Origin of the sequence: Mesorhizobium sp. LNJC391B00, assembly GCF_000502535.1 — a bacterium.
GTDB lineage: Bacteria > Pseudomonadota > Alphaproteobacteria > Rhizobiales > Rhizobiaceae > Mesorhizobium.
This window is the reverse complement of sequence record NZ_AYWI01000005.1, coordinates 132,513-146,584: the sequence shown is the minus strand read 5'-3', so window position 1 is coordinate 146,584 and position 14,072 is coordinate 132,513. Positions and strand designations below refer to the sequence as shown.

Here is a 14,072-nt window from a genome sequence, read left to right as displayed (position 1 = left end):
CAACTTTGATAAGCAGTGCAACTGTTTCAATCAGCCCGCCAGCAGCCGGTCCAGCAACCGATCCGCAGCCTCCGGGATAACCGTCCCTGGCGGGAAGATTTCCGCGGCACCCGCTTCCAGCACTGCGCCGTAATCCTGCGGCGGGATGACGCCGCCGGCGACGATCAGCATGTCGCTGCGGCCGAGCTTCTTCAGCGCGTCGCGTAGTTCGGGGATCAGCGTCAGGTGCCCCGCCGCCAGCGATGAGGCGCCGATGACATGGACGTCCTGCGCCACCGCCAGCCTGGCGATCTCGTCGGGTGTCTGGAACATCGCGCCGACCGTCACGTCGAAGCCGAGATCGGCGAAGGCCGTGGCGATCACCTTCTGGCCACGGTCGTGGCCGTCCTGTCCCATCTTTGCGACCAGGATGCGCGGCTTGCCGCCGGACTTCTTCTCGAAAGCTTCGAGCTTCTCCAGCAATCGGTCGACCGTCAGATTGTCGCCAAGCGCATTGCGATAAACGCCGGAGATCGTTTGCACCGAGGCGACGTGACGGCCAAAGACCTTTTCGAGCGCCAGCGAGATCTCGCCGACCGTGGCATTGGCGCGCGCGGCGCGGATGGCAAATTCCAGCAGGTTTTCGTTACCCTGCGCAGCGCGGGTCAGCGCATCGAGCGCGCTCTCGACCGCGCCGACATTGCGCGTGCCTTTCAGGTTCTGCAGCTTCGACAATTGCCGGGCCTTGACCTCGGCATTGTCGATCTTCAGCACGTCGACGTCGATTTCGTTCTCGGGGCGATGCGCGTTTACGCCAACCAGTATCTGCTCGCCGGAATCGATACGCGCCTGCGTGCGCGCCGCCGCTTCCTCGATGCGAAGTTTTGGAATGCCCTGTTCGGTTGCTGCCGCCATGCCGCCAAGCGCCTCGACCTCTTCGATATGGGCGAGCGCACGCGCCGCCAGATCGTGCGTCAGCCGTTCGATATAGGCCGAGCCGCCCCACGGATCGATGATGCAGGTGGTGCCGGATTCCTTCTGCAGGATCAACTGCGTGTTGCGGGCGATGCGCGCCGAGTGGTCGGTCGGCAGCGCCATCGCCTCGTCGAAGGAGTTGGTGTGCAGCGACTGGGTATGTCCCTGCGTCGCCGCCATCGCCTCGATCATGGTGCGGGTGATGTTGTTGTAGGGGTCCTGCGCCGTCAGCGACCAGCCGGAGGTCTGGCAATGGGTGCGCAGCGACAGCGAGCGTTCGTCGTTCGGTGCAAAATTCTTCTGCATCAGGGTCGCCCACAACAGGCGCGCCGCGCGGAGCTTGGCGATCTCCATGAAGAAGTTCATGCCGATCGCCCAGAAGAAGGAAAGCCGCGGGGCGAAACGGTCGATGTCGAGCCCGGCGGCGACGCCGGCGCGGGCATATTCGATGCCGTCGGCGATGGTGTAGGCGAGCTCCAGGTCCGCGGTCGCGCCGGCCTCCTGCATGTGATAGCCGGAGATCGAGATCGAATTGAACTTCGGCATGTGCTGGGAGGTATAGGAGAAGATGTCAGACACGATCCGCATCGAGGGCTTCGGCGGATAGATGTAGGTGTTGCGGACCATGAACTCCTTCAGAATGTCGTTCTGAATGGTGCCGGCGAGATCCTTCTGAGCAACGCCCTGTTCTTCGGCCGCGACGATATAGAGCGCCATGATCGGCAGCACCGCGCCGTTCATGGTCATCGACACCGTCATCTCGCCCAGCGGAATGCCGTCGAACAATTGCCGCATGTCGAGGATGGAATCGATGGCCACGCCCGCCATGCCGACATCGCCGGCAACGCGCGGATGGTCGCTGTCATAGCCGCGATGGGTGGGCAGATCGAAAGCGACCGAAAGGCCCTTTTGGCCGGCGGCGAGATTGCGCCGGTAGAAGGCGTTGGATTCCTCGGCCGTCGAGAAGCCGGCATATTGCCGGATCGTCCACGGCTGCTGGACATACATGGTCGGGTAGGGACCGCGCACGAAGGGCGGCATTCCCGGATAGGTGTCGAGATGCGGCAGCCCCTTGAGATCGCCCTGGCCGTAGAGATGCTTGACGGCGATGCCTTCCGGCGTCAGCCGCTGGCCCTTGACCTCGACCGGCGCGCGCCGTGGCGCCGACCAGCCAATGTGGCTGAAATCCGGGATCACTGTGCGGCTCCGATTGCCTGGTCGATGCGGACGGGAAACAGCGCCTCGCACACCGCCACGCCCTCTGTGAAAGGCGGCCGCCGCTCAGCCGCCAGCGTCTCGACCGGGGCATCGTTTTTCAGCGGGTAAAGCGTGGTGCCGATGATTGCCCGTTCACCCGACCGGTAGGCCTCGGCGCGGCGCTCGGATGCTGCCTTCACGCGCTTCTGGATATGCCCTTGCTGCAGGCTTGCCAGAACGCCGCCTTCCGCTTCGATCCGCTGGAACTCTTCCCACGCCGCTTCGCACAGGCCCAGGGTCAGCGCCTCGACTGCGCCCGACCCAAATGCTGGGTCGGCGACATGGTCGATATGGCTTTCATTGGCCATGATCAACTGCGCATTGCGGGCGATGCGGCGGGCAAAGCCGGCCGGCAGCCCGAGGGCGATGGTGTGTGCCAGGATGGAGATCGAGTCCGCGCCGCCTGCTGCCGCTGCAAAGCTGGCGATGGTGGTGCGCAGGATGTTGGTTTCGGGATCCGCCGCCGTCATCATGCGGAACGACGTCTCGGCATGGATGTTGGCTGTCGATGCCGGGATGGAACAGGTTTCCTGGATGCGCGCCCACAGCCTGCGCAAGGCCCGGACCTTGGCCATGGACAGGAACTGGTTCTGGTCGACGCTCAGCGCAAAGCCGATATGGGGAGCGGCATAGACAAGCGGCTGGCGCGCATCCTCGAACATCCTGAGGTAGGACACGGCGGAAGCGAGCATGGTGCCGAGTTCCTGCGCCTCCGTGGCGCCGGCATTGTGGAACACCCGCCCGTCGGCCTCCAGCAGCACACCCGGCACGCCCAGCGAGAAGAAATGCGCCAGCGATTGCGGCATCGATGCCTGCAACGCCTCGATCGACATGCGCAGCCGGCCGGTTCCGGCAAAGATTGCCGCCGGGTCGATGCCGAAGGAGAGGTTCAGCTTTGCCGGGTCGGAGCGGCGCTTGCTCAGGAACGCCACCAGCCAGTCGGCGACGGCACGGCTCCAGGGATGGGCGTCGATGCGGATCTGCGTGCGGTTGAGCGGTACGCCATCCAGCACCGTTTCCAGCGCCTGCGCCGTCCTCGGCAGGCCATAGCCGAACGCATTCGGAGCACCTTCGAAGACAAGCGACAATCCCGTCGCGCCTTGTGCCACATCGTCCAGGGCCTGCGCCTTGGCGCGGCCGATATCGGGATCGTCAATGCGCTGGCTGACGATCCAGGGCAATTTGGGGTTGGCGCGCACAAGCGGCTCGGCGCCGGCGGCGCGATCGTAGAGCGGTTCGATGCGAATCTGATCGTCGGTATGCGAGACCAGTTTTTCCTCGAAGGAGGCGCCGGCGAGCGCCTTTTCGGCCAAGGCCAGCCAACGCTGGCGCTCGACGTCAGCGGGTTCGATGCTCCTGGTCAAGGATCCGGCGCCCATCCATGTTCCTCGTTTTTATGCGGCCGCACCAGCGTCAGCCGTCCAGTCTACGGTTCCCTGCCAGATATCGCAATGCAATGCGCTTGCGCGGTTGGGATTCGCTTCCCTGACATAGGGCAGCCTGCGTGGACGAACCATGGAACGATTGCCAAACAGCGGCAAAATCCGCAAGTTCCAAAAACCGATTTGGAGGATTGGTTCAATTTAGACGATTGGCCCAATCTGGATGAATAGCCAACTGGATGGATAGCCCAATTGGAGAATAGCATTGTCGCTGCGCAATGGCCTGACTATACCCTGCGGCACGGCCACAGGCTTTTAACACATCAGTTTGCGGAGACATGGTCATATGGCTGACGACACCAGCATTTTCCTCGGCGCCAGCCGCAAGCCCGACGACAGCTATCAGCGCGCCGAACAGCTCTTGCTGCAATATGGGAACCGCCATGGCCTGATCACCGGCGCCACCGGCACCGGCAAGACAGTCAGCCTGCAGATCCTGGCCGAGGGGTTTTCCAATGCCGGCGTGCCTGTGTTCTGCGCCGATATCAAGGGCGACCTGTCCGGCATTGCCATGATGGGCAAGGCGCAGGATTTCCTGGTCAAGCGGGCCGAGCAGGTCAAGCTCGACCCTTACGACTTCCAGGAATTCCCGGTCATCTTCTGGGACCTGTTCGGCGAGCAGGGCCATCCGATCCGCGCCACCGTCTCGGAAATGGGGCCGCTGCTTCTGTCGCGGCTGATGAACCTCTCCGAAGCGCAGGAAGGCATCATGAACATCGCCTTCCGCATCGCCGATGAGGATGGCCTGCTGCTGCTCGACATGAAGGATCTGCAAGCACTGCTGGCCAACATCGCAGCGCGCGCCGACGAGATCAGCTCGCGCTACGGCAATGTCACCAAGCCGTCGGTCGGCGCAATCCAGCGCACGCTTCTGGTGCTGGAACAGCAGGGCGCGGCGCATTTCTTCGGCGAACCGGCTTTGCGCATCGCCGACATCATGCGCACCACCCGCGACGGCCGCGGCGCCATCAGCGTGCTCGCTGCCGACAGATTGATGATGAACCCCAGGCTCTACGCCACCTTCCTGCTCTGGCTGATGTCGGAGCTGTTCGAGGAATTGCCCGAGGTCGGCGATCCCGAAAGGCCGAAGCTGGTGTTCTTCTTCGACGAGGCGCATCTGCTTTTCGACGATGCGCCGAAGGTGCTGATCGACCGCGTCGAGCAGGTGGTTCGCTTGATCCGTTCGAAAGGCGTCGGTGTCTATTTCGTCACGCAGAACCCTTTGGACATCCCTGAAAAGGTTCTCGCCCAGCTCGGCAACCGTGTGCAGCACGCGCTGCGCGCCTATACGCCGCGTGAGCAGCAGGCGGTCAAGACCGCCGCCGACACCTTCCGGCCCAATCCCGATTTCGACTGCGCCACCGCCATCACCCAGCTCGGCACCGGCGAGGCGCTGGTCTCGACGCTGGAGGTCAAGGGCGTGCCGTCCATGGTGCAGCGGACATTGATCCGGCCGCCATCGTCCAGGCTTGGCCCGATCACAGCGGACGAGCGCCGCAAGCTGATCGACCAGAGCCCGGTCGCCGGCCAGTACGACCAGACCATCGACCGCGAATCGGCCTTCGAGATGCTGCAGAAGAAAGCCAGGGATGCGCAGGACGAGCAGGCGCAGCAGGCCGACAGCGGGCGCTCGCGCTGGACCATTCCGGGCTTCGGCAATGACGATCCGCCGCCGCAGCAATCAGGCGGTCGCCGCGCCCCTGCACCACGGCCGTCCAACCGCCAGACGGTGGCCGAAGCCGCGATCAAAGCGGTGGTGCGCTCGGTCGGCTCGTCGGTCGGCCGCGCGATCGTGCGCGGGATTCTGGGCAGCCTGTCCAGGGGGCGGTAAAAGGCATCAGCCCGCAAGAATGCCGCATGGCGGGCACCTAACCAAAACGGTTGCTCGGTCGGCCTCGTTCTCCCGGCCGGAGCGCAAAAACGCCGCCCTCGTTCGGATGCGCGTCAAGGTGCTCCGCCGTCATCGTGAAGCGCGCCGAGGTGACGAACAGCGTATCGAGTTTGGCGCCGCCAAAGGCGCAGCTTGTCGGCCAGGAGCAGGGTAGTTCGACGATCCGATCCAGTCGGCCGTCCTGCGCGATGCGAGCAAGGCAGCTGCCGCCGACGACCCGGCAGTTCCAGATGTAGCCTTCGGCGTCCATGCAGGAGCCGTCGGGCAGGCCCCGCTCGAAGGCCCCGAAAAACCGGCGCCGGTGTTCAAGCCGTGATGCGGTCCTGTCCCAAGCATAGCTGTAGAGTTCGTTCTTCATTGTGTCGGCGGTGATGAAGCGACCGTCCGGTGTCCATGCCATGGTGTTGGTGATGCCAAAGCGGTCGTCGGACAGGCGCGTCACGCGGCCGTCGGGAGCAACCCGAAACAGCTGCCCGGCCTCCTGCGTGATGGCGACGGGCGCATCATCCGGTCCGATGTTGTTGGCCATCGTGCCGACCCAGAATGACCCATCGGGCGCGATGACGCCTTCATTCAGCCGGATGTCGGGTCTGTCCGGCTCGATCGTCGCAATCGTTCGGAACTTCCCGCCGAAGTCCCACAAGGCAATCTCGTTCCTGAGGCCGACAATGGCGCCGCCATCGGTGCGCAGGCCGATCGAGGTGACCAGATCGGGTGTCTCCCAGGACTCGTGAACTGAGGTCAGCGGATCCAGTCTGTGGATCCTGCGGCCGATAATGTCGATCCAGACCAGCCGGTCGCAGCGGTCGTCCCAGATCAGGCTCTCGCCGACGACATCACGCGCATCGAAGAGCAGGCCAGCGTTCATATCGTCCATGCGGTTCCTCCAGACCAGCGCATCCAGAACACGCTTGACATATATCTTTCGGATGAATTATCAGCAACTGAATAACAACCTGTCATACAGGTTTAGGGAGAGACATGCAGGATCCGACGGAGACAGCGGCTGAGCCGAATCCCGGCCTTGTGAGCACGGCGATCCAGGCGATCACCCAGCACATTCGCTCGGAGGGCCTTGCGGCCGGCGATCCGCTGCCCAGCGAAGCGGCCATGACGCGCCAGCTCAATGTCTCGCGAACCGTCGTGCGCGAAGCGTTCCGGTCGCTTTCTGCAATGCGCCTGATCGACATGAGCGCCGGGCGCCGCGCCACCGTCGCCAAGCTCGACACCGGCGCCATGTCGATGGTGATCGAGCACGGCATCACCACGCAGCAGATCAGCGTGCATCAGGTCTATGATGTCAGACGCACGATCGAGATGCGCACCGTGGCGCTGGCGGCGCTCCGCCGCACCGAGGCGGAAGCCGCGGCAATCGCGCAATCCGCCAGGCTGATGCGTGAGAATTTCCAGCACCCTGAGATCGTCATGGAGCACGACATCGCCTTTCACGAGGCGATCGCGGCGGCCTCGCACAACCCGGTCTTCTCGCTGATCGTCACCGCCTTCAGCGGGGTCACGCGCCGCACCTGGGTGATCGGCTGGCGGACACGCCCCTCCAGCGAAGACCAGCTCAAGATGATCAAGGGGCACGAGGACATAGCCGAGGCGATCCTCAAGGGCGATCCGCGGCTCGCCGTCGAGCACATGGCGCAACATTTCGACAAGAGCGTCAAGGCGCTCCTCGACGCGGGAATCGCCTGACATGAAGATCACCGCGATCGAGACCATTCGCATCGAGGAGCGGCCCAACCTTCTCTGGGTCGAGGTCCATACCGACGAGGGCATCACCGGGCTCGGCGAGACCTTCTTCCTGTCGCGCACCGTCGAAGCGTATCTGCACGAATATGTCGCGCCACGCGTGATCGGCCGCGATCCGCTCGAGATCGACCTTTTATCCGCCGACCTTGTCGGCTATCTCGGCTTCCGCTCCAGCGGCGCGGAGGTGCGCGGAAATTCGGCCTTCGACATCGCGCTGTGGGACATTTTCGGCAAGGTCACAGGCCAGCCGATCGCTCAGCTTCTGGGTGGCTTCAGCCGTCGCTCCATCCGCACCTACAACACCTGCGCCGGCACCGAATACATCAAGGACGCCAAGGGCCAGACGACGGCCAATTACGGCATCGGCGCCGGGCGCGACTACGACGATCTCAACGGCTTCCTCAACCGCGCCGGCGAGTTGGCCGAGGAACTGCTCGAGGACGGCATCACTGCCATGAAGATCTGGCCGTTCGATCACGCCGCCGAAAAGACGCGTGGCAATGACATCTCGGCGGCCGACCTGAAATCGGCGCTGCAGCCGTTCGAGAAGATCCGCCGCGCCGTCGGCGAGAAGATCGACATCATGGTCGAGTTCCATTCGATGTGGCAGCTTTTGCCGGCCATGAAGATCGCCGGCGCGCTGAAACCTTATGCCACTTATTGGCACGAGGACCCGATCCGCATGGACAGCCTCGGTGACTTGAAACGCTACGAGGCGGTGAGCCCGGCGCCGATCTCGGCCTCCGAGACACTGGGCAGCCGCTGGGCCTTCCGCGACCTGCTCGAAACCGGGGCTGCCGGCATCGTCATGCTCGACATCTCCTGGTGCGGCGGCCTGTCGGAGGCGCGCAAGATCGCCGCGATGGCGGAGGCCTGGCGACTGCCGGTCGCGCCACATGACTGCACCGGTCCGGTCGTGCTCGCCGCCTCGACGCATCTGTCGCTCAATGCGCCCAATGCGCTGGTGCAGGAGAGCGTGCGCGCCTTCTACCGCACCTGGTACCGGGACCTGGTGACGGCGCTGCCGGAAGTGAAGAACGGCATGATCACCGTGCCGCCTGGACCGGGCCTGGGGCTGGCGCTCAACCCCGACCTCGGCAAGGCCTACACCGTCCAGCGCCGCGTCTCCGACAAGACCGACATCTAGGAAATCCAAAGGGAGGAATTGAAATGAGAAAACTGACTGCAACACTTCTGCTTGGCGTCGCTATCTTCGGCGCCCAGACCGCCGCGCGTGCCAACGGGTTGAACATCGTCTTCACCCACCATTCGTCGGCATCGAACACCTTCTGGCAGGCGGTGAAGAAGGGTTTTGACGACGGCTGCGCCAAGGTCGAGGCCAGCTGCAACATGGTCTTCACCCAGACCGAGGGTTCGATCGAACAGCAGGTCGCCAACATGCGCGCGGCCCTTGCCGCCAAGCCCGACGCGCTGCTGACCTCGATCGTCGACGACCATGCTTTCGATGACGTCATCAAGGAGGCGCGCGATGCCGGCGTGCTCGTGATTGCCGTCAATGTCGACGACACCGAAGGCGCCAAGGGCAATGCGCGCCAGGCCTTCGTCGGGCAGGGCTTCAAGCCGGCGGGCTATTCGCTCGCCAAGGCTATATCCGAAAGCTTCCCGAAGGATGGCCCGATCAAGGTGCTGGTTGGCATCTCGGCGCCCGGCCAGAACTGGTCCGAGAGCCGTGGCGCCGGCGTGATGCAGTTCCTTGAGGAATACAAGGCCGCGCATGCCGACCGCGATGTGTCGTGGGAGCGCATCGACAGCGGCACCGACCTTGCCGTCACCTCCGACCGCGTCGGCGCCTATCTCAACGCCCATGCGGACACCACCGCCTATTTCGACACCGGATTCTGGTGCGCCGGTGTCGCCCGCGTGCTGCAGGATCGCGGCGTAGCGCCGGGCAAGGTCCTGCTCGGCGGTTTCGACCTGGTGCCCGAAGTGCTGCAGCAGATGCAGAAGGGCTACGTGCAGGCGCTGGTCGACCAGCAGCCCTACATGCAGGGCTTCATGCCGGTGATGGAGGCCTATCTCAACAAGAAGATCGGCCTGGCGCCTTCCGACATCGACACCGGCCAGGGCATCGTGCGGCCGAACGAAGCCGATGCGATCATGGCGCTTTCCGCCCAGGGAATGCGCTGACAGCGCAGCGCCGATGAGCGGTTTTGCATCGGCGGCGCCCGCGCGCCGCCGATGCCTCAACAGAAGTTCGAATTCCTGGAGCCTGACGTGAAGCGTCTGTTCAAGACCTATCTCGAAAAGCCGGAGCTGGCCGGTCTGATCCTGCTCTTGCTGCTGATCATCGTGTTCCAGATCCGCTCGCATGGCGTGTTCCTCAACCAGGACAATCTTCGCGGCATTCTCGGCATCCTGCCGGAGGCCGGCCTTGTTGCCATCGGCGTCACCATCCTGATGATCAGTGGCGAGTTCGACCTCTCCGTCGGCTCGGTGTTCGCGCTGATGCCGATGACGATGGCGGTGCTGATGGTGCACGACGCCCCGTTCCCGCTGGCGCTGCTCGCCGGACTGCTTGTCGCAGCCGCCATCGGCTTCATCAACGGCTACATCACCATCCGCTTCGCCATACCGAGCTTCATCACCACGCTCGGCATGCTGTTCATGGCGCGCTCGCTCACCGTCGTCGTTTCGGGCGGCTTCCCGCCGCTGCTGCCTGCCGACCTGCCGAACTGGCTGTTCACATCCTTCGTGGGCCCCGGCAACATGTTCCGCATGTCCTTCCTCTGGTTTGCCGGCATTGCGGTGCTGACCTCGCTGATGCTTTCGCGCACCAATTTCGGCAACTGGATCAAGGCCACCGGCGGCTTCCCGCCGGCCGCCGCCGCGATGGGGATCCCGACCACCAGGGTCAAGATCATCTGTTTCATGCTCTGTTCGATGCTCTCCGGCTTCGCCGGCATGCTGCAAGTGCTGCGGCTGGGCTCGCCCTTGCCTTCGATCGGCGAGGGCATGGAACTGCAGGCGGTGGCGTCCGCCGTCATTGGCGGCGCTTCGCTCGCCGGCGGTATCGGCACCGTGATGGGCGGCATCATCGGCACGACGCTTATCCGCGTCATCGACAACGGCCTCGTGCTCAGCCATGTCGACGCCAATTGGTTCAAGTTTGCCATCGGCTTCCTGACCATATTCGCCGTCGTCGCCAATGCTTGGATGCGCAAGCGCGCCAAGGCCATCAAGATGGAGGATTGAGCGATGGCCGACGCGATCATCTCCGTGCACAACCTTCACAAATGGTATTCCGGCGTCCATGCGCTGAAAGGGGTGACGCTCGACTTCACCCGGGGCGAGGCGCTTGGCCTGGTCGGGGACAATGGCGCCGGCAAATCGACCCTCATCAACATCCTCTCCGGCGTCCACACGGCGGACCAGGGCGAGATCAAGGTCGAGGGCAGGACTGTCCGCATCGCCAAGCCGCGCGATGCGATGGATCTCGGCATCGAGACGATCTACCAGTACAATTCCATGGTACCGACCATGTCGATCGCCAGGAACCTGTTCATCGGCCGCGAGCCGACCCGGTTTTCGGTCTTCGGCGTCGGCTTGCTCGATCAGAAGAAGATGGCCAGCGAAAGCATCCGCGCGATTGCCAATGTCGATCTGCACCTGCGCTCGCCGGATGCCCTTGTCGGCGAGCTTTCCGGCGGCCAGCGGCAGGGCGTCGCCATCGCCCGGGCCATGCATTTCAAGTCGAAGGTGATGATCCTCGACGAGCCGACCAACCATCTCTCCGTCAAGGAGACGAGGAAGGTGATCGGCTTCGTGCGTGGCCTGAAAGAGCAAGGCATCACCGGCGTCTTCATCAGCCACAACATGCATCATGTCTTCGAATGCTGCGACCGCGTCGTGGCGATGGCGCGCGGCGAAATCGTGCTGGACAAGCGGGTCGCGGAGACCTCGATCGGTGAAGTCCACGGCGTTCTGTAAGAGGTGGCGGCAATGAAAGCCCTTGCCGATCGCGTCGTGCTTCTGACCGGCGGCCTTGGCTCGCTCGGCCGTGCCCAGGCGGTGACGCTGGCGCGGGCCGGCGCGCGCGTGCTGGTGCTCGATCGCCCCGATAGCGAAGACGGGCCAGGGATTGCCTCGGAAATGGCCGTGCAGACAGGCGGCAACGTCGCCTTTGTCGGCTGCGACCTCAACCGGCTTGCGGAGGCGGAGGCTACGGTGGCGGCGCTGGCGGCGAGGGAAGGGGGCATCGACGTCTTGATCAACAACGCTGCCCTGATCATCAACCGGCCGTTCGAAGAATTCTCGCTGACCGAGTATGAGGATCAGATCCGTGTCAACTCTTCGGCCGCCTTCGCCTTGGCGCGGGCCTGCGCGCCGGCGATGAAGGCGAAGGCCTATGGCAAGATCGTCAATTTCTGCTCCATCACGCTCAACGGCCGCTGGGACGGCTACGTGCCCTATGTCGCGTCCAAGGGCGCGATGCTGGGTCTGACCAAATCGCTGGCGCGGGAGCTTGGGCCGCACGGCGTCCGGGTCAACGCCGTGTCCCCGGGCGCGGTTGTTTCGGAGGCCGAGGCGCGGGTGTTCGGCGACCGGCTGGCGCAATACAACGAGTGGATCCTGGAGAACCAGGGGCTCAAGATGCGCATCGAGCCGCATCACGTTGCCGATCTCGTACTGTTCCTCGCATCGCCCGCCTCGGACATGATCAGCGGCCAAAATATCGCCATCGACGGCGGTTGGTAAGGGATGGCCGGCCTCCTGGAACTGCGCGACGACAGCGCCCGTCTGGTCCTGGCGCCGCAAAAGGGCGCGGCGATCGCCCGCTTCGACGCACTGGTCTGCGGCGCAACGGTGCCGCTGCTCCGCCCCGACGATGGCACCGGCGCCTCCGGCTGCCAGCTTCTGGTTCCCTGGTCGAACCGCATCTCAGGCGGCGGTTTCGCCTTCGACGGCCGCTTCCATGCGATCGAGCCGAACGTGCCGGGGGAGGCCTTTCCAATCCATGGCGACGGCTTCCAGAGGGAGTGGCGGATTGCCAGCCACAGCGCCACCGAGGCAGAACTGGTCCTCGACGCCGGTGAAATCGGCCCCTACCGATATACGGCGCGGGTCGCCTATGCGCTGCATGACGGGGCCTTGGATGCCACGCTCACGGTGGAGAATCGCACCGGCATTCGCCTGCCTTACGGGCTCGGCTTTCATCCGTGGTTCCCGCGCAGCGCCGGAACGACGCTCGAGGCGAAGGCGGCGCGGGTCTGGCTGGAGGACAAGCATCATCTGCCGGTCGGCGTGGCGCCGGTGGCCGATTACCCCGCGTGGAATTTCTCGAACGCCTCCCTGTTGCCGCGGAGCTGGGTCAACAACGCCTTCGACGGCTGGGACCGCCGCGCCAGGATCACCCGGCCCGAGGACAGGATCGCTATCTCGCTCACCGCCTCGCCATTGCTCGACGTCTTCATCCTCTATTCGCCGTCGCAGGATGCCGATTTCTTCTGCTTCGAGCCGGTGTCGCATACCGTCGATGCGCATCACGGCAAAGGGCTGACCCCGCTTGAGCACGGCGCTACGCTGAGTGCAAACATGCGCCTCGATTGGCGTTCCGCTGCTTCGCTCTGATACGTCATGTGCACACCCACTCGCGGATCTTGCATTTTTGTCCGTTCCGCTCGCACGCCTGCAGTGTCAGGTCTTCGGCATCCCGGCGTGTTTGCGCCGTCTCGGCGCCCCAACTGGTCAGCCGCCCTTCCGGCTTCTCGCCTACGGCGAGGGCGCCGCAATGCTTGTAGGGAAAGCCGGTATTGTCGTCATCGTCCCAATGGCGATGATTGCGGAATACGCTGACCACGGCGCAGCTGCCGCCGCCGGCGTTCTGGCAATGCTTCAGCGCGATGTCCATCGCCTCCTGCCGCTTGTCGGCGCCCCAAAAGAAGCCGTGCTTCTCGTCGGGGCTCGAATAGGCGATCGCCGCCCAGATGCCTCTCTCCTCCTGGGCCGGCGGCTCGGGCACGTCCGCCGCCGGGGCGAGGTCCGCCGCGCCCAGCCGTCCGGCGCAAAGCAACAGCATGCCGATCGCCGCAATGGCGGAATTCACCCTCATTGTACGCCTCCTTGTTTACCTGCTGCCGAGGCCACGGAAATGACGACGCAGCTGTTGCCGGTTGGCAGCAGCATCGCGTTGCCCCCTCCATTGGCCAGTTCATAGACGCTGATTTGTCCAAGATTGTTGGCGAGCTTGCTGTCTTTCGGAAGCAGGGCCGGAACATCGGCGCAATTGGCCGCGAATGGCGCCACCCTGACCATCGTACCTTCGCAAACGGATGCGGTGGGTGCCGCGAACACCAGGCCTGCCGCCGGGCCGCTGTAGCCCTGTGTGGCGTAGTTCATGCCGACCAGGGCTTCCACGAGGTGTTTGTCGGGGGCCTCGTTGTTCCAGATCGACTGGACGCTGTACGTCGTGCCGGTTGTCAGCATCTGCCCAAGGGCTGGGAAAATGTTGGAACAAGACTGCAAGCCTGCCTCTTTGGCGTGTTGCAGAAATGGCGTCTCGGCCAGGGCCGGATTGGGCTGGTTGGTCTCCGCGACCGCCGGCTGCGGCAATAAATTGTGGAGCAGGTCGTAGCGCATGGCCGCGAAGCCGGCCGTGGCGACGACGGCAATGGCGAGCAACGAGAAGACAGCGGTCCTCGCGCGGTTTCGTTGCGGTCTGCTCCGGTCTTCGATGCCGACCCGGACAGCATCCTTTCCCTGGTTGCGGGACATTATCCGGTCATGGATCGATTGCTGGTTCATCGCGATTG

The 14,072-nt window shown here is 64.1% G+C and carries 13 protein-coding genes; 8 read left to right on the top strand and 5 right to left on the bottom strand.

Annotated features, from left to right (window positions below):
* Window positions 1-30 precede the first annotated feature (30 nt).
* A complete protein-coding gene (gene scpA / locus X750_RS150605; RefSeq protein WP_023747508.1) occupies window positions 31-2,151 on the bottom strand; it encodes a methylmalonyl-CoA mutase in 2,121 nt (706 codons plus the stop codon).
* The gene (locus X750_RS150610) at window positions 2,148-3,590 is read right to left on the bottom strand and encodes a methylmalonyl-CoA mutase subunit beta (protein ID WP_023747507.1); all 1,443 of its coding nucleotides are present in this window, start codon (window positions 3,588-3,590) and stop codon (window positions 2,148-2,150) included. The genes scpA and X750_RS150610 overlap by 4 nt, the downstream gene beginning before the upstream one ends.
* Window positions 3,591-3,939: 349 nt before the next feature.
* Here X750_RS150610 and X750_RS150615 point away from each other — a divergent pair, with 349 nt between their 5' ends.
* On the top strand, window positions 3,940-5,484 hold the full coding sequence (locus X750_RS150615) for a helicase HerA-like C-terminal domain-containing protein (protein WP_023702217.1): 1,545 nt from the start codon (window positions 3,940-3,942) through the stop codon (window positions 5,482-5,484).
* A gap of 37 nt (window positions 5,485-5,521) precedes the next feature.
* On the opposite strand, the gene X750_RS150620 is transcribed toward X750_RS150615, so the two are convergent.
* The gene (locus tag X750_RS150620; protein ID WP_023702216.1) at window positions 5,522-6,421 is read right to left on the bottom strand and encodes an SMP-30/gluconolactonase/LRE family protein; all 900 of its coding nucleotides are present in this window, start codon (window positions 6,419-6,421) and stop codon (window positions 5,522-5,524) included.
* Window positions 6,422-6,525: 104 nt separating this feature from the next.
* Between X750_RS150620 and X750_RS150625 the strand changes: the two genes are divergently transcribed.
* The 7 genes from X750_RS150625 to X750_RS150655 all read left to right on the top strand — a co-directional run bounded on the left by X750_RS150625 (window position 6,526) and on the right by X750_RS150655 (window position 12,891).
* Entirely contained in the window at window positions 6,526-7,245 is a 720-nt protein-coding gene (locus X750_RS150625) for a FadR/GntR family transcriptional regulator (protein WP_023747506.1), read from the top strand.
* A 1-nt stretch (window position 7,246) separates the two neighbouring features.
* Entirely contained in the window at window positions 7,247-8,449 is a 1,203-nt protein-coding gene (locus X750_RS150630; protein WP_023747505.1) for a mandelate racemase/muconate lactonizing enzyme family protein, read from the top strand.
* A gap of 23 nt (window positions 8,450-8,472) precedes the next feature.
* Window positions 8,473-9,450, top strand: coding sequence for a sugar ABC transporter substrate-binding protein (locus X750_RS150635; RefSeq protein ID WP_023692778.1), 978 nt, complete (start codon window positions 8,473-8,475; stop codon window positions 9,448-9,450).
* Window positions 9,451-9,537: 87 nt separating this feature from the next.
* Window positions 9,538-10,515: an ABC transporter permease gene (locus X750_RS150640; RefSeq protein ID WP_023702213.1), complete on the top strand. Its 978-nt coding sequence runs from the start codon at window positions 9,538-9,540 to the stop codon at window positions 10,513-10,515.
* Between the two features lie 3 nt (window positions 10,516-10,518).
* Window positions 10,519-11,250, top strand: coding sequence for an ATP-binding cassette domain-containing protein (locus tag X750_RS150645; protein ID WP_023702212.1), 732 nt, complete (start codon window positions 10,519-10,521; stop codon window positions 11,248-11,250).
* Window positions 11,251-11,262: 12 nt separating this feature from the next.
* Window positions 11,263-12,018, top strand: a complete 756-nt coding sequence (locus X750_RS150650; RefSeq protein WP_023747504.1) for an SDR family oxidoreductase — start codon at window positions 11,263-11,265, stop codon at window positions 12,016-12,018.
* A gap of 3 nt (window positions 12,019-12,021) precedes the next feature.
* On the top strand, window positions 12,022-12,891 hold the full coding sequence (locus X750_RS150655; RefSeq protein WP_023742672.1) for an aldose 1-epimerase: 870 nt from the start codon (window positions 12,022-12,024) through the stop codon (window positions 12,889-12,891).
* Between the two features lie 4 nt (window positions 12,892-12,895).
* On the opposite strand, the gene X750_RS150660 is transcribed toward X750_RS150655, so the two are convergent.
* Together X750_RS150660 and X750_RS150665 are read right to left on the bottom strand one after the other, a co-directional pair.
* On the bottom strand, window positions 12,896-13,372 hold the full coding sequence (locus tag X750_RS150660; protein ID WP_023687219.1) for a DUF4189 domain-containing protein: 477 nt from the start codon (window positions 13,370-13,372) through the stop codon (window positions 12,896-12,898).
* Window positions 13,369-14,064: a hypothetical protein gene (locus tag X750_RS150665; RefSeq protein ID WP_023727661.1), complete on the bottom strand. Its 696-nt coding sequence runs from the start codon at window positions 14,062-14,064 to the stop codon at window positions 13,369-13,371. The genes X750_RS150660 and X750_RS150665 overlap by 4 nt, the downstream gene beginning before the upstream one ends.
* Window positions 14,065-14,072 lie beyond the last annotated feature (8 nt).